The organism is Lelliottia wanjuensis (assembly GCF_030238365.1).
GTDB classification, from domain to species: domain Bacteria; phylum Pseudomonadota; class Gammaproteobacteria; order Enterobacterales; family Enterobacteriaceae; genus Enterobacter; species Enterobacter wanjuensis.
The window spans coordinates 83,379-103,377 of the sequence record NZ_JASSOT010000047.1 but is presented as its reverse complement, the minus strand read 5'-3'; the positions used below and the strand labels follow the sequence as shown (position 1 = coordinate 103,377).

Below are 19,999 nucleotides of genomic sequence, written 5' to 3'. Positions count from 1 at the left end.
TTGCCGTTTTGGTGTGTTCTCCCTCTCCCTGCGGGAGAGGGTCGGGGTGAGGGCTTCAGGCAGCAAAAGGCATCACGTCACCGGAGCCGGATTAAACACCGCCAGCTGGTTATGCAACCCCCATTGATCCGAGAAGGTTTTCTTGCGCCCGCTCGCGACATCCAGAATAAAGTGGAACAGCTTCCAGCCCACGTCCTCAATGGTCTCTTCACCCGTCGCAATCGTCCCCGCGTTGATATCCATTAAGTCATACCAGCGGTTTGCAAGCTCAGTGCGTGTCGCCATCTTAATCACCGGAACCGCCATCAGCCCGTACGGCGTGCCGCGCCCGGTGGTAAACACCTGCACCGTAATGCCTGACGCCACCTGCTGCGTGCCGCAGACAAAATCGCTGGCCGGTGTCGCGGCATAAATCAGGCCGCGTTTGGTCGGGCGCTGGCCCGGCGAAAGCACTTCCGAGATCGCGCTCTGGCCGGATTTGGCAATCGAGCCAAGCGCTTTTTCCACCACGTTCGCCAGCCCGCCTTTTTTGTTGCCCGGAGACGGGTTCGCGCTGCGGTCGGTTTGCCCCATGTCGAGATAATTGTCATACCAGGCCATCTCTTCCAGCAGGCGCTTGCCCACCTCTTCGTTGATGGCGCGCGGAGTCAGGAGGTGGATCGCATCGCGCACTTCGGTCACTTCCGAGAACATCACCGTCGCACCGCAGCGCACAAACAGGTCGGAGGCATAGCCGACAGCCGGGTTAGCGGTGACGCCGGAGAACGCATCGCTGCCGCCGCACTGTGTACCCACGACCAGCTCAGAGGCCGGGCAGGTTTCGCGCCGGCGTTTGTTCAGTTTTTCCAGGTGGCGCACGGCAACCTGCAGAATATCGTCCACCATCGATTTGAAGCCGACGTGATGCTCGTCCTGCAGACGCACAATGCTGGCGTCATCCACCGCGATCGCCTGCACATCGTCGGTGCCCTGCAGCAGGCGCTCCGGCTGGAGTTTTTCACAGCCCAGGCCAATCACCATCACTTCCCCGCCGAAATTCGGGTTGAGCGAAATGTTGTGAATGGTACGAATCGGCACCACGGCAGCGGGGGCGTTGATCGCCACGCCGCAGCCGTAGAGGTGGTTCAGACCCACCACGCCGTCGACGTTCGGGTATTTCGGCAGCAGATCGCGTTCGATGATTTTCACCACGTAATCCACCACGCCCGCCACGCAGTGCACGCTGGTGGTGATGCCGAGCAGATTTTTGGTGCCGACGCTGCCATCTTTATTGCGATAGCCCTCGAAGGTATAGCCTTCCAGCGGCGGCAGTGGTTCTGGCACGCGGGTCGCCAGCGGCAGGGTGTTCAGCGGCGGCGCTTTCGGCAGCTCAACCAGTGACTCGTCAATCCAGCTCCCCTGCGGGATCGCCCGCACGGCGTAGCCGATGACCTCTCCGTAACGGACGATTTCACCCTGGGCAGGAATATCAACCAGCGCGACTTTATGGCCCTGGGGAATATGCTCGATAAGCGTCAGGCCATCGGGGAAACGTGTTCCTGCTTTCAGACCATTGTCGTTAACAATAATCGCCACGTTATCCGTGTCGTGTACCTTTATATAAAACGCCGTCGGCGACTGTTGTCGAATTTCGATGTCGGCCATTGCTCATTATTCTCCAGTAAATCTTTCGATATTAATGCGGTATGAGAGTATTTATTTTCTTATTGTCAGAAATAAAAACGCTGCCTTCTTGAATAAAGAATGTCAGGAGTCGAAAGATAAAAATGTGACGAAGATCACTCCGCTAAGCCTGCATCCGCGCCGCCTGGCAGGCAATGCGTAAATCTGTGCATTAGCGCCCATGCTCTTGTGCATATGCTCAAAATAACGTTGATACGGACGTTTAAAATTGAGCGATGCGACAATGTGTAGGGACGAGGCGATGTTTATACTGAATCACGGTTTCAATGCATCTGGTTAATTAACGGATATTGCCTGCTATCGATAAATAATCAGTAAAGACTTTTCCAAAAATAATAAAAATACCTGGATCGATGTGCCTGAGGAAATAAACATGTCACTGGAAACAGCTGTAGAAACGAAAAAGGGTATTCATACCCGTCATTTAATATTACTGATTATTTTTATCGTCACAGCGGTGAACTACGCTGACCGCGCGACGCTGTCGATTGCCGGGACAGAAGTGGCGAAAGAGCTGCAGCTCAGCGCCGTATCGATGGGCTATATCTTCTCCGCGTTTGGCTGGGCTTACCTGCTGATGCAGATCCCCGGCGGCTGGCTGCTCGATAAATTTGGTTCGAAAAAGGTCTATACCTACAGCCTGTTCTTCTGGTCGCTGTTTACCTTCCTGCAGGGCTTTGTCGATTTCTTCCCGCTGGCATGGGCCGGTATCTCCATGTTCTGTATGCGCTTTATGCTCGGTTTCTCGGAAGCGCCGTCCTTCCCGGCCAACGCCCGTATTGTGGCGGCCTGGTTCCCGACCAAAGAGCGCGGCACCGCCTCGGCGATTTTTAACTCCGCGCAATATTTTTCGCTGGCACTCTTCTCGCCGCTCCTCGGCTGGCTGACCTTCGCGTGGGGCTGGGAACATGTCTTTACCGTGATGGGGGTGATTGGCTTCATCCTCACCGCGATGTGGGTGAAGTTCATCCATAACCCGACCGATCACCCGCGTATGTCTGCCGAAGAGCTGAAGTTTATCTCTGACGGCGGCGCGGTGGTCGACATGGATCATAAGAAGCCGGGCGACAAAGCGGCGAGCGGTCCAAAGCTGCATTACATCAAACAGTTATTGACCAACCGCATGATGCTGGGCGTATTTTTTGGTCAATACTTTATCAACACTATCACCTGGTTCTTCCTCACCTGGTTCCCGATTTACCTGGTGCAGGAGAAGGGCATGTCGATTCTGAAGGTCGGCATGGTGGCGTCCATCCCGGCGCTGTGCGGTTTTGCCGGTGGCGTGCTGGGCGGGGTGTTCTCGGACCATCTGATTAAATCCGGTAAGTCGATCACCCTGGCGCGTAAGCTGCCGATCGTGCTCGGCATGCTGCTGGCGTCCTCCATTATTCTGTGCAACTACACCAACAACACGGCGCTGGTTGTCGCCCTGATGGCGCTGGCGTTCTTCGGTAAAGGTTTTGGTGCCCTGGGCTGGCCGGTTATTTCCGATACCGCGCCAAAAGAGATTGTGGGCCTGTGTGGTGGCGTGTTTAACGTCTTCGGTAACGTGGCGTCGATTGTCACCCCGCTGGTGATTGGTTATCTGGTGAGTGAACTGCATTCATTCAATGCGGCGCTGGTCTTCGTCGGCTGTTCTGCGCTAGGGGCGATGTTCTGTTACCTGTTTGTCGTCGGCGATATCAAGCGTATGGAATTGCAGAAATAAATCACGATTCATTGAAGGTAAAAGCGATGAGTAACGATATTTTCCCGAATAAGTTTAAAGCGGCCCTGGCGGCAAAAGAGATTCAGATTGGCTGCTGGTCTGCGCTGGCAAGCCCGATCAGCACCGAAGTTCTGGGGCTGGCCGGTTTTGACTGGCTGGTGCTCGACGGTGAACACGCGCCGAACGATATCAGCACCTTTATTCCGCAGCTGATGGCGCTGAAAGGCAGCCACAGCGCGCCGGTGGTGCGTGTCCCGACCAACGAGCCGGTGATTATCAAACGCCTGCTGGATATCGGCTTCTATAACTTCCTGATCCCCTTTGTGGAGACGGTAGAAGAGGCGGTGCAGGCCGTGGCCTCGACTCGCTATCCGCCGGAAGGCATTCGCGGGGTATCGGTTTCCCATCGCGCCAACATGTTTGGCACCGTGCCGGACTACTTTGCCCAGTCCAACAAGAACATCACCATTCTGGTTCAGATTGAGAGCCAGCAGGGCGTGGACAACGTCGATGCCATCGCCGCCACCGATGGTGTGGACGGGATCTTCGTCGGCCCAAGCGATCTGGCGGCGGCATTGGGTCACCTCGGCAACGCCAACCACCCGGACGTGCAGCGCGCTATTCAGCACATTTTCGCCCGTGCCAAAGCCTTCGGGAAACCGTGCGGCATCCTGGCACCGGTCGAAGCTGACGCCCGCCGTTACCTGGAGTGGGGCGCGACCTTTGTGGCCGTTGGCAGCGATCTCGGCGTCTTCCGTTCTGCCACGCAGAAATTAGCCGATTCCTTTAAAAAATAATCACCACTGAGAAGAGAGAACGTTATGACGATGAAAGTTGGTTTTATTGGCCTGGGGATCATGGGTAAACCAATGAGTAAAAACCTGATTAAAGCAGGTTACTCACTGGTGGTGTCCGACCGTAATCCGGAAGTGATCGCCGAGCTGATTGCCGCCGGGGCCGAAACGGCCCTCACGGCCAAAGCGATTGCCGAGCAGTGCGACGTGGTCATCACCATGCTGCCCAACTCCCCGCACGTGCAGGAAGTAGCGCTGGGTGAAAACGGCCTGATCGAAGGCGCGAAGCCGGGCCTGGTGCTGATCGACATGAGCTCTATCGCCCCGCTGGCGAGCCGCGAAATCAGCGAAGCGCTGAAAGCGAAAGGCGTGGAGATGCTGGATGCGCCGGTGAGCGGCGGCGAGCCGAAAGCCATCGACGGAACCCTCTCCGTCATGGTCGGCGGCGACAAAGCGATTTTCGATAAATATTACGATCTGCTGAAAGCGATGGCCGGTTCCGTGGTGCACACCGGTGAAATCGGGGCGGGTAACGTCACCAAACTGGCGAACCAGGTGATTGTGGCGCTGAACATTGCCGCGATGTCTGAAGCCCTGACCCTGGCGACCAAAGCGGGCGTGAACCCGGATCTGGTGTATCAGGCGATTCGCGGCGGACTGGCGGGCAGTACCGTGCTGGACGCCAAAGCGCCGATGGTGATGGATCGTAACTTCAAACCGGGCTTCCGTATCGATCTGCACATCAAAGATCTGGCGAACGCGCTGGATACCTCGCACGGCGTGGGCGCACAGCTGCCGCTGACCGCTGCGGTGATGGAGATGATGCAGGCCCTGCGTGCCGATGGTCTGGGAAATGCGGATCACAGCGCCATCGCGTGCTACTACGAAAAAATGGCGAAAGTGGAAGTCACTCGCTAATGACGTTCTGCCCGGTGGCGCTGCGCTTACCGGGCCTACCCTGTAGGCCGGATAAGTGAAACGTCATCCGGCGTTGTGCAGTAACAGGCTACCACTATGAAAATCGTAATCGCCCCTGACTCTTATAAAGAAAGCCTGTCCGCCTTTGAGGTGGCACAGGCGATAGAAAAAGGATTTCGGGAAATCTTTCCTGATGCTCAGTATGTCTCTGTGCCTGTCGCCGATGGCGGAGAAGGCACGGTCGACGCGATGATTGCCGCCACCCAGGGAACTGAGCACCACGCCGTGGTCACCGGCCCACTGGGCGAAAAAGTGAAGGCCTGCTGGGGAATGTCCGGCGATGGCGCAACCGCGATTATCGAAATGGCCGCCGCCAGCGGACTGGCGCTGGTGCCGTCGGCAAAGCGTAATCCGCTGATCACCACTTCTCGCGGCACCGGCGAACTGATTCTGCAGGCGCTGGATAACGGCGCGCGCAACATTATTATCGGCATTGGCGGCAGCGCGACCAACGACGGCGGGGCCGGGATGGTGCAGGCGCTGGGCGCGAAGCTGTGTGACGCCAACGGCACGGAGATTGGTGATGGCGGTGGCAGCCTGATGGCGCTGAACCACATCGATATTTCCGGGCTGGACCCACGACTGAAAGGCTGCACCATTCGCGTGGCCTGCGATGTCACCAATCCGCTGATCGGCGAGAAAGGGGCGTCGCGCATTTTTGGGCCGCAGAAAGGGGCCGACGAGGCGAAAATCGTCGAGCTCGATCGCAATCTCAGCCACTTCGCGGACGTGATTAAAAAATCCCTGTCGATCGACGTGAAAAACGTGCCGGGTTCCGGTGCGGCGGGCGGCATGGGCGCGGCGCTGATGGCGTTTCTCGGCGCAGAGCTGCGCAGCGGGATTGAGATTGTCACTCAGGCGCTAAACCTCGAAGAGCATATCCACGACTGCACCCTGGTGCTGACCGGTGAAGGGCGCATCGACAGCCAGAGTATTCACGGTAAAGTGCCGGTGGGCGTGGCAAACGTCGCCAAAAAATATCACAAACCGGTGATCGGCATTGCGGGCAGTTTGACCAGCGACGTCGGTGTGGTGCATCAGTACGGCATCGACGCGGTCTTCAGCGTGCTCAACAGTATTGGCACGCTAGAAGAGGCTTTCCGCGGTGCGTTTGACAACATTTATCGCTCGTCACGCAACATCGCGGCGACTTTGCAGGTGGGGATGCGCACGCAAGGGTGACAGCGGCCCTCAAACCCTCTATACTTCGCGCCGAAGCTGACCAGACAGTCGCCGCTTCGTCGTCGTCCCTCTCGGGGGAGACGGGCGGAGGGGAGGAAAGTCCGGGCTCCATAGGGCAGGGTGCCAGGTAACGCCTGGGGGGGAAACCCACGACCAGTGCAACAGAGAGCAAACCGCCGATGGCCCGCGCAAGCGGGATCAGGTAAGGGTGAAAGGGTGCGGTAAGAGCGCACCGCGCGGCTGGCAACAGTCCGTGGCACGGTAAACTCCACCCGGAGCAAGGCCAAATAGGGGTTCACCAGGTACGGCCCGTACTGAACCCGGGTAGGCTGCTTGAGCCAGTGAGCGATTGCTGGCCTAGATGAATGACTGTCCACGACAGAACCCGGCTTATCGGTCAGCTTCAACCATTAAGAAAACCCCGCTTCGGCGGGGTTTTTGCTTCTGGACGGCGTGAAAGATGAATGACTGTCCACGACACTATTCTTAAAAGAACGCGGCTTATCGGTCAGCTTCAACCATTAAGAAAACCCCGCTTCGGCGGGGTTTTTGCTTTCTGGGGGCGAGAAAGCTGCCTTTCTTCAGCTTAACCCGTTTCCACACTATTTTTTTTTGCACTCACGCGTTCAAATCCTGAAAACTTACCGCTCGATGACCGAGGGTGTGGTATGAAAAATTGACCTAAATATTAATTGAAAATACAGGTTTTTTTAACTGGAGATACCACTATGGTATTAGTGTGGCAGCCTTTTTAATGAGTGATTTAATTTAGCTTTAATCATTTTAGATGTTCGAATAAACGATTTGGAAGGCTCGCGGAATACTTGACTGTATTACATGGCAGCCATACAATCCGCATCGTTAATAGTATTAAAAATATGTGGCGCACAAAAAAAGCATTTAAATTAAATTTTCTCTGGATATTTCCCGATCTCTTTATGCAGTGTTTCTTATCATTGTTTAAAGATTTGATTTTTCAGCTATTTATCTAATGCTCTTATAATTATAAATATTTTATATATTATTAATAATAACTATATTTACTGGCTTTAATGACAACCTCAAACATTACCGTTACGGGGTTAATTATCAATGTGTTAACGAAGATCCTCTCGGTGAAGGTTTTTTCATTTTGATAGCTAATGTCTGGGAATATCCATTCCATCAATGATGGAAGATAATAAGAGTATTTCTCATCGGCAAGAGCCGATATTGTAGGAGCATATATGAGCTTAACAAATCACTTTATGAATTTAAAAGTTAGCCGAAAACTATTCTTGGGGTTTTCGGTGATCCTGCTGGTTACCCTCATGATACTTTCATCGGGTTTACTGGGACTTAACGCGATTCAGGATAAAGCGACCAAAAGCAATTTAGCCACGAATCTCTACAAATCCCTTTCGTCAATTCGTGTTGCGCGTACGAATTTCCAGTACACCATGGATCAAAAATATCTGGATAACATTAACGATGGGACGGGAGAGTTACTGGAGACCCTTAACCTGCTGCACCGCTTTAGCTGGTCGGTGGATGGTAAAGCCGCACTGAACACGACCACTGATGCCGTGAATGACTACATTGCCGCGCTGACCCCCTTTAACAAAGCCATTGCGGAAAAAAAGCAGAGTGAAGAACAGCTCTCTTCTCAGATACTTTCCAGCAATGCCGCTCTCATTATCCAGCAGAGCCGGGACCCGTCGCTCTCGCCTGCAGAAGCATTACTGAGCGCCCAAGCGGCCTTCACGATGAGTGACATTGATTCACAATTGACGCTCTATAAACAGCATCCGACGCTGGAGCAACAGAAAGTCGTCACGACGTTCCTGCAGAACGGTAAAACCATCTCTGAACAGCTTTTAACGATGCTGCCCGACGCGCGACGGGCGATGATGCAGACCAACATCGACAGCATCAATCGCATTAGTCAGGAGCTGAGAAATTACCGTAACGTCTGGGGCGTGCAAACTTCACTTTCCGATAATTTAACTGATAAAGCGGAGATCCTGACGGAGGACATCCAGGCGCTCTCTAATCTGCAGCAGCAAAAAATGGTTGATGCCGTCATTAGCGTGCAATGGCAAATGGCTACCGTAGCCGCCGCGGGTATCGTGCTAGCCGTACTGCTGGCGATGGCGATCACCCGGTCGATCACCCGCCCGCTCAATGAAACCTTACGGGTGGCCGAACAGATTGCCAAAGGCGATCTCACTGGAAACCTCACCCATACCCGCCAGGATGAATTAGGTCTCCTGATGCAGGCGGTTGCCACCATGAATGAAAGCCTGAAAAGCATCATTCGTGATGTGCGGGAAGGGGTGGACAGCGTGGCGCGTTCAGCGTCGGAAATTGCCGCTGGCAATTTAGATCTGTCGTCGCGTACCGAGCAGCAGTCTGCCGCCGTGGTTCAAACGGCAGCCAGTATGGAAGAGCTAACCTCCACCGTGGCCCTGAACGCAGAAAATGCCAATCACGCCCGCGTACTGGCCCAGGAAGCCTCAGTAAATGCCAGCGAAGGGAGCCAAATCTCGCAGAAAGTGATCGACACCATGAAGAATGTGCGTATCAGCTCGCGCCGCATTTCAGAGATCACCACGGTCATTAACAGCATCGCCTTCCAGACGAATATCCTGGCGCTGAATGCCGCCGTTGAGGCTGCACGCGCGGGCGATCAGGGGAAAGGATTTGCAGTGGTCGCGGCGGAAGTGCGCAGCCTTGCTCAACGCAGCGCCCAGTCGGCGAAAGAAATTGAAAACCTGATCAACGAATCGGCGGTGTTTGTCGACACTGGCTTTAACCTTGTCGAAGGGGCGGGGGAAGCGATGACGCGTATTGAGAGTTCCGTGGCACAGGTGCGCAACATCATGAGCGAGATTGCTTCCGCTACGGACGAACAAAGCCGCGGTATTTCACAAATTGCCCAGGCGATGGCCGAGATGGACACCACCACTCAGCAAAATGCGGCGCTGGTGGAAGAGTCCTCTGCCGCCGCCAGCTCGCTGGAAGGGCAGGCCGTCCAGTTGGAAAAAGTGGTCTCCGTGTTCAAAGTCTCTACTGCAGCTACCCAGCGGGCGAGCGAAGCGCAGACAGTCAAGCCTGTGCTGGTTATACAAGCCGCGCAGCCACAAAACGACTGGGTTCAGTTCTGAATCTTGTCACGTCACTTCCTCACGTCAGGCAGCAAACTGCCTGACGTGAGATCCTAAGATGTGGGAAAAGAGACTGAGTGCCACGAAACCGGACTCGCCAAATCAAACCAATTCTCATTTTTGCGACTAATAGCACATTTCACTGTTTATGGTCGTAATAGTGATTTTTTTCCAATCCACGCGATCCCATTCACAAAATTACGCGCTGAAAACCCGCCATTTTTCAGTGTTGAATGGATGTTATGAATGCTGTCGGTTTGTAACTCATTTATGGCTCATAGATTAACGAAATCTTTCCGTTCAATACATTTGCCTTGTGAATGTGTGATGCCCTCGACGCTTTTCCCGATGCTGACACGTATTTATTAACTTATTTGATAATATACAAAAATGTTTAAGGCAAATAACGTCTATTTATTCACCTTTAATTGCCTGAAATATCACCTTTATTCATTCTGGTTTATCGCCATAAATAGATCATGGTTATTGCCATAAATTTAATTTATCTGCGTGACTTTTGTTGATCAATATCAGGCGTTTCATTGATTGAGTTAATGGTAAGTGTATGATTTATATCTGTTAATGAGGGGGTTGAAGAGTCTCTGTGTAATATGAAAAAGTAATCTGTGAGTAACAGCACATACCCTCGTCATCAATAATGAGTAGAATTCTGCCACGGCATAAGGAAATAAGAGCAGAATATGACGAACACTATTATTCTACCGAAAACGCAACATCTGGTTGTATTTCAGGAAGTCATTAAAAGTGGATCTATCGGTTCTGCCGCCCGACAACTTGGCCTGACTCAGCCGGCCGTCAGCAAAATCATCAATGATATCGAATCCTACTTTGGCGTTGAGCTGATTGTGCGCAAAAACACCGGCGTGAAGCTGACCAGCGCGGGGCAAACCCTCCTCGCGTACTCCGAATCCATCACCCGCGAAATGAAGAACATGGTCAGTGAGATGAACAGCCTGAGCTTCAGTACCGTTATCGACGTTTCGTTCGGCTACCCGTCGCTGATTGGCTTCACGTTCCTCTCCAGCATGATCAAAAAGTTCAAGGAAGTGTTCCCGAAAGCGCGCGTCTCCATGTTTGAAGCGCAGCTCTCTTCGTTCCTCCCGGCCATTCGCGACGGTCGGCTGGATTTCGCCATCGGCACCCTGAGCGATGAGATGCTGCTGCAGGACCTGCACGTCGAGCCGCTGTTTGAGTCCGAGTTTGTGCTGGTGGCGAGTAAAACACGAACGTGCACCACAACGACGACACTGGCATCGCTCACGCATGAGCAGTGGGTGATGCCGCAAACCGATATGGGCTACTACAAAGAATTATTAACCACCCTTCAGAATAACCACATCAGCATCGAAAACATCGTCCAGACCGATTCCGTCGTCACCATCTATAACCTGGTTCTCAATGCCGATTATCTCACCGTGATCCCGAGAGACATGATTACGCCATTCGGTTCAGACCAGTTTGTGGTGCTGCCGGTGGAAGATGAATTACCCGTGGCACGCTATGCCGCCGTCTGGTCAAAAAATTATCGTATTAAAAAATCCGCTTCGGTATTAGTGGAGTTGGCGAAGCAATATTCCGCGCAAAACAGCGAAAGGCGAAAACAGCTGACATTAACTGAATAATATTTTTAGCAGCATCCATTTTAAAACACCCGGTGAGGAATATTCCTCGCTGACACCCAGATTTTGTTTACAGAAAATGAATTATTATAAAGAGGATTATATGCACATTACTTACGATCTTCCGGTAACGATTGAAGAAATACAAGATGCTCGCAAACGTCTGGCGGGTAAAATTTATAAAACCGGTATGCCGCGTTCGAATTATCTGAGCGAGCGTTGCAAGGGTGAAATTTTCCTGAAGTTTGAAAATATGCAGCGCACCGGCTCGTTTAAAATTCGCGGTGCCTTCAACAAATTAAGCTCGTTAACCGAAGCCGAACGCCGCAAAGGCGTGGTGGCGTGCTCGGCAGGTAACCACGCTCAGGGCGTGTCGCTCTCCTGCGCCATGCTCGGCATCGACGGCAAAGTGGTGATGCCGATGGGCGCGCCGAAATCGAAAGTGGCTGCCACACGCGATTACTCCGCGGAAGTGATACTCCACGGCGAGAACTTTAACGACACCATCGCTAAAGTCAGCGAAATCGTCGAACTGGAAGGCCGCATCTTTATTCCACCGTATGACGACGTGAAAGTCATTGCCGGGCAGGGCACCATTGGTCTGGAAATTCTCGAAGACTTATATGATGTCGATAACGTCATTGTCCCGATCGGCGGCGGCGGATTAATTGCCGGGATAGCTACGGCGATTAAATCCATTAACCCAACCATTAATATTATCGGCGTGCAGTCCGAAAACGTTCACGGTATGGCGGCGTCGTACTACGCCGGGGAAATTATGAATCACCGTACCACCGGGACATTAGCCGACGGTTGCGATGTTTCTCGTCCAGGTAATTTAACCTTCGAGATTGTCCGTGAATTAGTCGACGACATCGTGCTGGTGAGCGAAGACGATATTCGCAACAGCATGGTCGCGCTGATCCAGCGCAATAAAGTGGTGACAGAAGGGGCTGGGGCACTGGCAACGGCTGCATTATTAAGCGGAAAACTGGATCATTATATTCAGGGGCGCAAAACGGTTAGTATTATTTCCGGCGGCAATATCGACCTTTCCCGCGTTTCCCAAATTACCGGCCTCGTTGATGCATAAATAAGGATAAATTATGAGCAACTCTGAAACTATCATTGCCAGTCAGACAAAAACGTCTTCCTGGCGAAAATCAGATACCACCTGGACACTGGGGCTGTTCGGTACGGCAATCGGCGCGGGCGTGCTGTTCTTCCCCATCCGCGCGGGTTTTGGCGGGCTGATCCCAATTCTGCTGATGCTGCTGCTGGCGTATCCGATCGCCTTCTACTGCCACCGTGCGCTGGCGCGTCTGTGCCTCTCCGGCAGCAATCCGTCCGGTAACATCACCGAGACGGTGGAAGAGCATTTTGGTAAGACCGGCGGTGTGGTCATCACCTTCCTCTACTTCTTTGCGATTTGCCCTCTGCTGTGGATTTACGGCGTCACCATTACTAACACCTTCATGACCTTCTGGGAAAACCAGCTCCAGCTGCCTGCGCTGAACCGCGGCTTTGTAGCCCTGTTCCTGCTCCTGCTGATGGCCTTCGTTATCTGGTTTGGTAAAGACCTGATGGTGAAAGTGATGAGCTTCCTGGTGTTCCCGTTCATCGCCAGCCTGGTGCTGATCTCCCTGTCGCTGATCCCTTACTGGAACTCGGCGGTGATCGACCAGGTCAACCTGAGTGACATCTCCTTCACCGGACACGACGGCATTCTGGTCACCGTCTGGCTGGGGATTTCGATCATGGTCTTCTCCTTCAACTTCTCGCCAATCGTCTCCTCGTTCGTGGTGTCGAAACGTGAAGAGTATGAAGGCGAGTTCGGCAAAGAGTTCACCGAGCAGAAATGTTCCAAAATCATCGGCCGCGCGAGCATGTTGATGGTGGCGGTGGTGATGTTCTTCGCCTTTAGCTGCCTGTTCACGCTCTCTCCGCAGAACATGGCCGAAGCCAAAGCGCAGAACATTCCGGTGCTCTCTTACCTGGCTAACCACTTCGCGTCGCTCTCGGGCACCAAATCGACCTTCGCCACCGTGCTGGAATACGGCGCGTCGATTATCGCTCTGGTCGCCATCTTCAAATCCTTCTTCGGCCACTACCTGGGTACGCTGGAAGGGCTGAACGGCCTGGTGCTGAAGTTTGGCTACAAAGGCGATAAGAAGAAAGTGTCTGTCGGCAAACTCAACACCATCAGCATGATCTTCATCATGGGCTCCACCTGGGTCGTGGCCTACGCCAACCCGAACATTCTGGACCTGATTGAAGCGATGGGCGCACCGATTATCGCCTCTCTGCTGTGCCTGCTGCCGATGTACGCCATCCGCAAAACGCCAGCGCTGGCGAAATTCAAAGGCAGAACCGAGAACATCTTCGTCACCGCGATTGGCCTGCTGACCATTCTGAATATCGTTTACAAACTTTTCTGATTCAAAGCTCAGGATGAGCGGAGTAAAGACATGAATGAATTTCCGGTTGTATTGGTCATTAACTGTGGATCGTCTTCTGTGAAGTTTTCGGTGCTGGATGCGGCGAGCTGCGAAGCACTGATGACCGGCATCGCCGACGGCGTGAACACCGACAATGCCTTTATATCCGTGAACGGGAGCGAGCCAGTCGCACTGGCTCGCAAGGACTACGAAGGGGCGTTGGCTGCCATCGCCCTGGAGCTGGAGAAGCGCGACTTGATGAGCAGCGTGGCCTTAATTGGCCACCGCATCGCTCACGGTGGCAGCCTGTTCAGTGAGTCCACCCTGATCACTGATGAGGTTATCGACCAGATCCGTCAGGTGTCGCCTCTGGCCCCGCTGCACAATTACGCCAATCTCAGCGGCGTGGAAGCCGCGCAGCAGCTGTTCCCCGGCGTGCAGCAGGTGGCGGTGTTTGATACCAGTTTCCACCAGACGCTCGCGCCTCAGGCTTATCTCTACGGTCTGCCGTATCGCTTCTTCGAAGAGCTCGGCGTGCGCCGCTACGGCTTCCACGGCACCTCTCACCGCTATGTTTCTCAGCAGGCTTATGGGCTGCTGAATATTCCCGAAGCGGATAGCGGGCTGGTGATTGCGCACCTCGGCAACGGGGCATCGATTTGCGCGGTTCGCAACGGGCGCAGCGTGGACACCTCCATGGGCATGACGCCGCTGGAAGGACTGATGATGGGCACGCGATGCGGCGACGTCGATTTTGGTGCGATGGCGTGGATTGCCGAGCAGACTGGGCAGACGTTCGAGGATCTCGAGCGCGTCGTCAACAAAGAGTCCGGCCTGCTCGGGCTTTCCGGCCTCTCGTCTGATTTGCGCACCCTGGAAAAAGCCTGGCACGACGGACACGAACGCGCCCGCCTGGCGATTGAGACCTTCGTCCATCGCATCGCCCGCCATATCGCCGGTCATGCCGCGTCCCTGCATCGTCTGGACGGTGTGATCTTTACGGGCGGCATCGGTGAAAACTCGCGGCTGATTCGCCAACTGGTGACGGATCGCCTGCGGGTGCTCGGCATCCAGCTTGATGAAGAGAAAAACGCCCAGCCCGGCAGCGCCGGTGAGCGCGTCATCTCCGCAGACACGTCCCGCGTGCCCTGCGCCGTGATCCCAACCAACGAAGAAAAAATGATCGCACAGGATGCCCTCCGTCTTGGAAAGGTCCATCTGGCTGCGGAAATCGCCTGACACAGAGAGAAACTCATGAAGGTAAATATCGATATTCGTGTCGCTCCCTACAGCGACGCGTGGGCCGGCTTTTGCGGTAACGACTGGCAAGAGAGCATTAACGTGCGGGATTTTATCCAGCATAACTACACGCCGTACGAGGGTGATGAGCACTTTTTAGCACCCGCGACGCCTGCCACCACGGCGCTATGGCAGAAGGTGATGGAGGGTATTCGTCAGGAGAACGCCACCCATGCCCCGGTCGATTTCGACACTAACGTCGCCACCACCATCACTGCCCACGGGCCGGGCTACATTGAGAAAGAGCTGGAAACCATTGTCGGCCTGCAAACGGACAGCCCGCTGAAGCGCGCCCTGCATCCGTATGGCGGGATCAACATGATCCGCAGCTCCTTTGAAGCCTATGGACGCGAGATGGATCCGCAGTTCGAATACCTCTTCACCCATCTGCGCAAGACCCACAACCAGGGCGTATTCGACGTCTACTCTCCGGAGATGATGCGCTGTCGTAAATCCGGCGTGCTCACCGGTCTGCCGGACGGATACGGACGTGGACGCATTATCGGCGACTACCGCCGCGTGGCACTGTACGGCATCAGTTATCTGGTACGCGAACGTGAGCTGCAGTTTGCCGATCTGCAGCCGAGAATGGAGCGCGGAGAAGATCTCGAGGCGACCATTCGCCTGCGCGAAGAGCTGTCCGAGCACCGCCGCGCGCTGCTGCAAATCCAGGAGATGGCGGCCAAATACGGGTGTGATATTTCTCGTCCGGCGATGAACGCCCAGGAAGCGGTGCAGTGGTTGTACTTTGCCTATCTGGCGGCGGTGAAATCCCAGAACGGCGGGGCGATGTCCCTGGGCCGCACGGCGACCTTCCTCGATATTTACATCGAACGCGACATGAAGGCCGGACGCCTGAACGAGCAGCAGGCGCAGGAGCTGATCGATCACTTCATCATGAAGATCCGCATGGTGCGCTTCCTGCGTACCCCGGAGTTCGACACCCTGTTCTCGGGCGATCCGATCTGGGCTACGGAAGTGATCGGCGGGATGGGGCTGGATGGCCGCACGCTGGTCAGCAAATCCTCGTTCCGCTATCTGCACACGCTCAACACCATGGGGCCAGCGCCGGAGCCGAACCTGACGATCCTCTGGTCGGAACAGCTGCCGATTGCCTTCAAAAAATATGCCGCGCAGATGTCGATCGCGACCTCCTCGCTGCAGTACGAGAATGACGATCTGATGCGCGCTGATTTCGACAGCGATGATTACGCCATCGCCTGCTGCGTCAGCCCGATGGTGATCGGCAAGCAGATGCAGTTCTTCGGGGCGCGCGCCAACCTCGCCAAAACGCTGCTGTACGCAATCAACGGCGGGGTGGATGAGAAGCTGAAAATCCAGGTCGGCCCGAAAACCGCGCCGCTGCTGGATGACGTGCTGGATTACGACACCGTGATGGCGAGCCTCGATCACTTTATGGACTGGCTGGCGGTGCAGTACATCAGCGCCCTGAACCTGATCCACTACATGCACGACAAATACAGCTATGAAGCGTCGCTGATGGCGCTGCACGATCGCGACGTCCATCGCACCATGGCCTGCGGTATCGCGGGCCTGTCGGTGGCGGCGGATTCTCTGGCGGCGATCAAGTACGCCACGGTGAAACCGGTGCGCGACCACACGGGCCTGGCCGTCGACTTCGTGATTGAAGGGGAGTATCCGCAGTACGGTAACAACGACGACCGCGTGGACAGCATCGCCTGCGATTTGGTTGAGCGCTTTATGAAGAAAATTCAGGCGCTGCCAACCTATCGCAACGCCGTGCCGACCCAGTCGATTCTGACCATCACCTCGAACGTGGTGTACGGTCAGAAAACGGGGAATACCCCGGACGGCCGCCGCGGTGGCACACCGTTTGCGCCGGGTGCGAACCCGATGCACGGGCGCGATCGCAAAGGGGCGGTGGCGTCGTTAACCTCGGTGGCGAAATTGCCGTTCACCTACGCCAAAGACGGGATTTCGTACACCTTCTCGATTGTGCCGCAGGCGCTGGGCAAGGACGAAGGGGTCCGCAAAACCAACCTCGTCGGCCTGCTGGACGGGTACTTCCACCACGAGGCGGCCATCGAGGGCGGGCAGCACCTGAACGTCAACGTCATGAACCGGGAAATGCTGATGGATGCCATTGAACATCCAGAGAATTATCCGAACCTGACGATCCGCGTATCAGGCTATGCGGTCCGCTTTAACGCCCTGACGCGCGAGCAGCAGCAGGACGTGATTTCACGAACCTTTACCCAGGCGATTTAAGCCAACACCTGTGAACAGGCCCCCTTCTTAGAAGGGGGCTTTTTTTTGCCCGCTGAACATACAAATTTGTTTATATAATTGATCACACATCTTCATCCGGTCTTGAAAAACAATGCCCCTGCTTTTCCCTACCACCATTTAAGGACAGTAAGATGATGAAAATGACCCGAATTGCCCTGCTCGCCGCCACCCTCGCGGGTTTTAGTTTTGCGGCTCAGGCTGCAAACGTTGAGGCTGCACCGTCCCCTTCGCAAGATCCGCTGGTTCAACATCTTAAGCTCAGCAACGATCAGGTGAAGAAAATTGAAGATCTGCACCAGAAACTGGAAGACAGCGTCAGCAAGATCCCGATGACCGGCGTGAAAGATGGCGCGCTGATTGATATGTTCCAGTCCGGAAAATGGAACGAAAGTGTGGTGAAAAACCAGCTCGCGGCTTTCAGCAAAGTGGAAGAGCAGGCGCGTTATTACCGTGTGAAATACTACTTCGATGTCAGCCAGGTGCTCACGCCGGAGCAGCGTAAGCAGATCAAAACCGATATGGCGAATGCGCTGAGCGAGTGATCCGATGCCCGCGCTTGTCGCGGGCGTTTTGTTATGTCTAATTGTTATATTAAACTCTCTGTTTTTTCGTTATTAATATTATCAATTTAAATTTACGCTGATTACGTTATCTGAATAATGGAATTAATAGCGGGTTAATTGGAAATATTGTGATGCTTTAGTGTGTTAATGTTTCCAATATTATTGTGAATAGCACTTTTTCCTAAAAAAATACATCTCCCCATTAACTTATCAGCTTTACAGTAATGAGAAGTGCAAGTACGCTATCTTGCTTTCGAGATTAATCTCCAGATATTTATCAAAATATAAATTGATAGTTCAGAGGTTTTTTGTGAATAGAGATAGAGAAGCATTTATTAAACATGTGGTAAAAGAACTTCAAGAAGAAAATTTAGCAATATTCGCAGGGGCCGGTCTATCTGCTGGCGGAGGTTTTGTAAGTTGGCCTGAATTATTAAGACCGATAGCTGAAGAACTGGGGCTAGATGTTGATAAAGAACATGATCTTGTGACTTTGGCACAGTTCCATTGTAATTCAAATGGTAATAATAGAAGTCAATTGAACCAACGACTCATAGAGGAGTTTGCCAGGGATGCTGTGGAAACTGAATCGCATAGAGTGTTGGCAAGATTACCAATTAGTATATATTGGACGACAAATTATGATTCATTGATTGAGAATACTTTAGTAAAGTCAGGGAAAGTACCTGATGTCAAATACACCAAAGAACAATTAGCAGTTACTATATTCAGACGTAATGCTATTGTTTATAAAATGCATGGCGATAAAGCACACCCAAATGACGCTGTATTAACAAAAGATGATTATGAAAGATATCATATTAAAATGAACCAATATCTTTCGGCTTTGAAAGGTGATTTGATTTCTAAAACATTTATATTTATTGGATTTAGTTTTACAGATCCGAATCTTGATTATATTCTTAGTCGAGTGCGTGTAGCATACGAAGATAATCAGCGAAGACATTATTGTTTTATTCGCTCCATAAAACAAAAGAAAGATGAACCTGCGGCGGATTTTAAATATAACTGTAGAAAGCAAGAACTTTTCATTTCAGATTTAAGCCGGTTTAATATCAAAACGATATTGGTTGATGAGTTTAGTGAAATCGAAGAGTTACTGCTTCTCATTGAATCAAATTATAAAAAGAAAACACTATTTGTATCTGGTGCAGCGCATGAATTTGGCCCCTGGGGAGAAGAGCAGTCACATAAATTCATTGCCCAATTGAGCGCTGGTTTAATAAAAAATGGCTGCAAAATTGTATCTGGTTTTGGGCTCGGAGTTGGAAGTTCTGTTATATGTGGAGCATTAGAAGAAGTATATATGAAACAGGGGCGACAAATTCAGGAGCAACTTCTTTTAAGACCATTTCCACAGCCGTCTAAAACACAAAATTTTTCTGCACTGTGGACGCAATATCGCGACGATATGATTGCACATGCAGGATTTTCTGTTTTTTTGTTTGGAAATAAAATAAGTGATCAAAGCTTATTACCGTCCAAGGGTATGTGGGAAGAGTACGAAATATCAAAATCAAAAAATAACATCGTTATTCCTGTAGGGGCTACTGGATACGTAGCTAGAGATATTTGGGAAAAGGAGGTTTCAATTTTCAAAGAGGAAAATGTGAAAGATGATATCTTTTATGATTTATTTATTAAGTTAGGGGATGAAAAATCATCCCCTGATGAAATTTTATCAAATACATTGCGAATTATAAAATATTGCATTGAAAAAGGTGACTTACATGGCTAGAAAGTGTTTTTTTAGTTTTCATTATCAACCTGATAACTGGCGTGTTTCACAAGTCAGAAACATTGGTGCGATCGAAGGAAATAAACCGGCGAAAGATAATGATTGGGAAGAAGTTGTCGGGGGAGGAGATAAGGCGATTAAAGAGTGGATCTCTAATCAAATGTCTGGAAGAACCTGTACAGTCATTCTCGCAGGGGAAAACACAGCTAATAGGAAGTGGATCAATCATGAAATAATTGAATCATGGAACAATGGGTTAGGTATTTTAGTTATCTATATTCATAATTTGAAAAATGCTTCGGAAGAGCAATCATCTAAAGGTAAGAATCCACTGGACTTTATTACTCATGGTTCCACAGGAAAAAAATTATCAACTATTGCGAAGGCATATGATCCGCCATATTCTGTTAGCACAAATGTGTATAATTATATTGCAGAGAATATTGAAGACTGGATCGATGAAGCAATTAAGATTCGCAAAGATAATGACTGAGTTAAGTAATCAAGATAAATAAAATTTTTTATATTTAAGCAATAA

Annotated in this window: 14 protein-coding genes and 1 other RNA gene; 14 read left to right on the top strand and 1 reads right to left on the bottom strand. The window is 52.1% G+C overall.

All coding sequences use genetic code 11. The annotated features are described in order from the left end of the window. Positions 1–72 precede the first annotated feature (72 nt). On the bottom strand, positions 73–1,644 hold the full coding sequence (garD, locus tag QQF33_RS03970) for a galactarate dehydratase (protein WP_285148166.1): 1,572 nt from the start codon (positions 1,642–1,644) through the stop codon (positions 73–75). Between the two features lie 412 nt (positions 1,645–2,056). Here garD and QQF33_RS03965 point away from each other — a divergent pair, with 412 nt between their 5' ends. The 14 genes from QQF33_RS03965 (at position 2,057) to QQF33_RS03900 (ending at position 19,954) form a co-directional block, all read left to right on the top strand. After that, positions 2,057–3,391, top strand: a complete 1,335-nt coding sequence (locus QQF33_RS03965; protein WP_285148167.1) for an MFS transporter — start codon at positions 2,057–2,059, stop codon at positions 3,389–3,391. A 26-nt stretch (positions 3,392–3,417) separates the two neighbouring features. Continuing rightward, the gene (gene garL / locus QQF33_RS03960) at positions 3,418–4,188 is read left to right on the top strand and encodes a 2-dehydro-3-deoxyglucarate aldolase (protein WP_282491774.1); all 771 of its coding nucleotides are present in this window, start codon (positions 3,418–3,420) and stop codon (positions 4,186–4,188) included. A 24-nt stretch (positions 4,189–4,212) separates the two neighbouring features. Then, positions 4,213–5,103, top strand: a complete 891-nt coding sequence (garR, locus tag QQF33_RS03955) for a 2-hydroxy-3-oxopropionate reductase (RefSeq protein ID WP_285148168.1) — start codon at positions 4,213–4,215, stop codon at positions 5,101–5,103. 96 nt (positions 5,104–5,199) lie between these two features. Next, positions 5,200–6,345 (top strand): glycerate 2-kinase, encoded by a 1,146-nt coding sequence (gene garK, locus QQF33_RS03950; RefSeq protein WP_285148169.1) that lies wholly within the window; start codon positions 5,200–5,202, stop codon positions 6,343–6,345. A gap of 32 nt (positions 6,346–6,377) precedes the next feature. Then, positions 6,378–6,754, top strand: an RNA gene (rnpB, locus tag QQF33_RS03945) — RNase P RNA component class A. 817 nt (positions 6,755–7,571) lie between these two features. Next, positions 7,572–9,491: a methyl-accepting chemotaxis protein gene (locus tag QQF33_RS03940; RefSeq protein ID WP_455583661.1), complete on the top strand. Its 1,920-nt coding sequence runs from the start codon at positions 7,572–7,574 to the stop codon at positions 9,489–9,491. Between the two features lie 701 nt (positions 9,492–10,192). Then, positions 10,193–11,134, top strand: coding sequence for a transcriptional regulator TdcA (tdcA, locus tag QQF33_RS03935; protein ID WP_282491770.1), 942 nt, complete (start codon positions 10,193–10,195; stop codon positions 11,132–11,134). A gap of 100 nt (positions 11,135–11,234) precedes the next feature. Further along, positions 11,235–12,224: a bifunctional threonine ammonia-lyase/L-serine ammonia-lyase TdcB gene (tdcB, locus tag QQF33_RS03930; RefSeq protein WP_282491769.1), complete on the top strand. Its 990-nt coding sequence runs from the start codon at positions 11,235–11,237 to the stop codon at positions 12,222–12,224. A gap of 13 nt (positions 12,225–12,237) precedes the next feature. Beyond that, the gene (gene tdcC / locus QQF33_RS03925; RefSeq protein WP_282491768.1) at positions 12,238–13,569 is read left to right on the top strand and encodes a threonine/serine transporter TdcC; all 1,332 of its coding nucleotides are present in this window, start codon (positions 12,238–12,240) and stop codon (positions 13,567–13,569) included. A gap of 30 nt (positions 13,570–13,599) precedes the next feature. Beyond that, positions 13,600–14,808, top strand: a complete 1,209-nt coding sequence (gene tdcD, locus QQF33_RS03920) for a propionate kinase (RefSeq protein ID WP_285148171.1) — start codon at positions 13,600–13,602, stop codon at positions 14,806–14,808. Between the two features lie 15 nt (positions 14,809–14,823). Then, positions 14,824–17,118, top strand: a complete 2,295-nt coding sequence (gene pflB, locus QQF33_RS03915; RefSeq protein WP_285145792.1) for a formate C-acetyltransferase — start codon at positions 14,824–14,826, stop codon at positions 17,116–17,118. Between the two features lie 152 nt (positions 17,119–17,270). After that, a complete protein-coding gene (locus tag QQF33_RS03910) occupies positions 17,271–17,681 on the top strand; it encodes a Spy/CpxP family protein refolding chaperone (RefSeq protein ID WP_282491765.1) in 411 nt (136 codons plus the stop codon). 331 nt (positions 17,682–18,012) lie between these two features. Beyond that, positions 18,013–19,461, top strand: coding sequence for an SIR2 family protein (locus tag QQF33_RS03905; RefSeq protein ID WP_285148172.1), 1,449 nt, complete (start codon positions 18,013–18,015; stop codon positions 19,459–19,461). Then, positions 19,454–19,954 (top strand): TIR domain-containing protein, encoded by a 501-nt coding sequence (locus QQF33_RS03900; RefSeq protein WP_285145790.1) that lies wholly within the window; start codon positions 19,454–19,456, stop codon positions 19,952–19,954. The genes QQF33_RS03905 and QQF33_RS03900 overlap by 8 nt, the downstream gene beginning before the upstream one ends. Positions 19,955–19,999: the final 45 nt, after the last annotated feature.

Coding starts and splice junctions, on each gene's coding strand:
- garD (WP_285148166.1), bottom strand. CDS start 1,644: ATGGCCGACATCGAAATTCGACAACAGTCGCCGACGGCGTTTTATATA.
- QQF33_RS03965 (WP_285148167.1), top strand. CDS start 2,057: ATGTCACTGGAAACAGCTGTAGAAACGAAAAAGGGTATTCATACCCGT.
- garL (WP_282491774.1), top strand. CDS start 3,418: ATGAGTAACGATATTTTCCCGAATAAGTTTAAAGCGGCCCTGGCGGCA.
- garR (WP_285148168.1), top strand. CDS start 4,213: ATGACGATGAAAGTTGGTTTTATTGGCCTGGGGATCATGGGTAAACCA.
- garK (WP_285148169.1), top strand. CDS start 5,200: ATGAAAATCGTAATCGCCCCTGACTCTTATAAAGAAAGCCTGTCCGCC.
- QQF33_RS03940 (WP_455583661.1), top strand. CDS start 7,572: ATGAGCTTAACAAATCACTTTATGAATTTAAAAGTTAGCCGAAAACTA.
- tdcA (WP_282491770.1), top strand. CDS start 10,193: ATGACGAACACTATTATTCTACCGAAAACGCAACATCTGGTTGTATTT.
- tdcB (WP_282491769.1), top strand. CDS start 11,235: ATGCACATTACTTACGATCTTCCGGTAACGATTGAAGAAATACAAGAT.
- tdcC (WP_282491768.1), top strand. CDS start 12,238: ATGAGCAACTCTGAAACTATCATTGCCAGTCAGACAAAAACGTCTTCC.
- tdcD (WP_285148171.1), top strand. CDS start 13,600: ATGAATGAATTTCCGGTTGTATTGGTCATTAACTGTGGATCGTCTTCT.
- pflB (WP_285145792.1), top strand. CDS start 14,824: ATGAAGGTAAATATCGATATTCGTGTCGCTCCCTACAGCGACGCGTGG.
- QQF33_RS03910 (WP_282491765.1), top strand. CDS start 17,271: ATGATGAAAATGACCCGAATTGCCCTGCTCGCCGCCACCCTCGCGGGT.
- QQF33_RS03900 (WP_285145790.1), top strand. CDS start 19,454: ATGGCTAGAAAGTGTTTTTTTAGTTTTCATTATCAACCTGATAACTGG.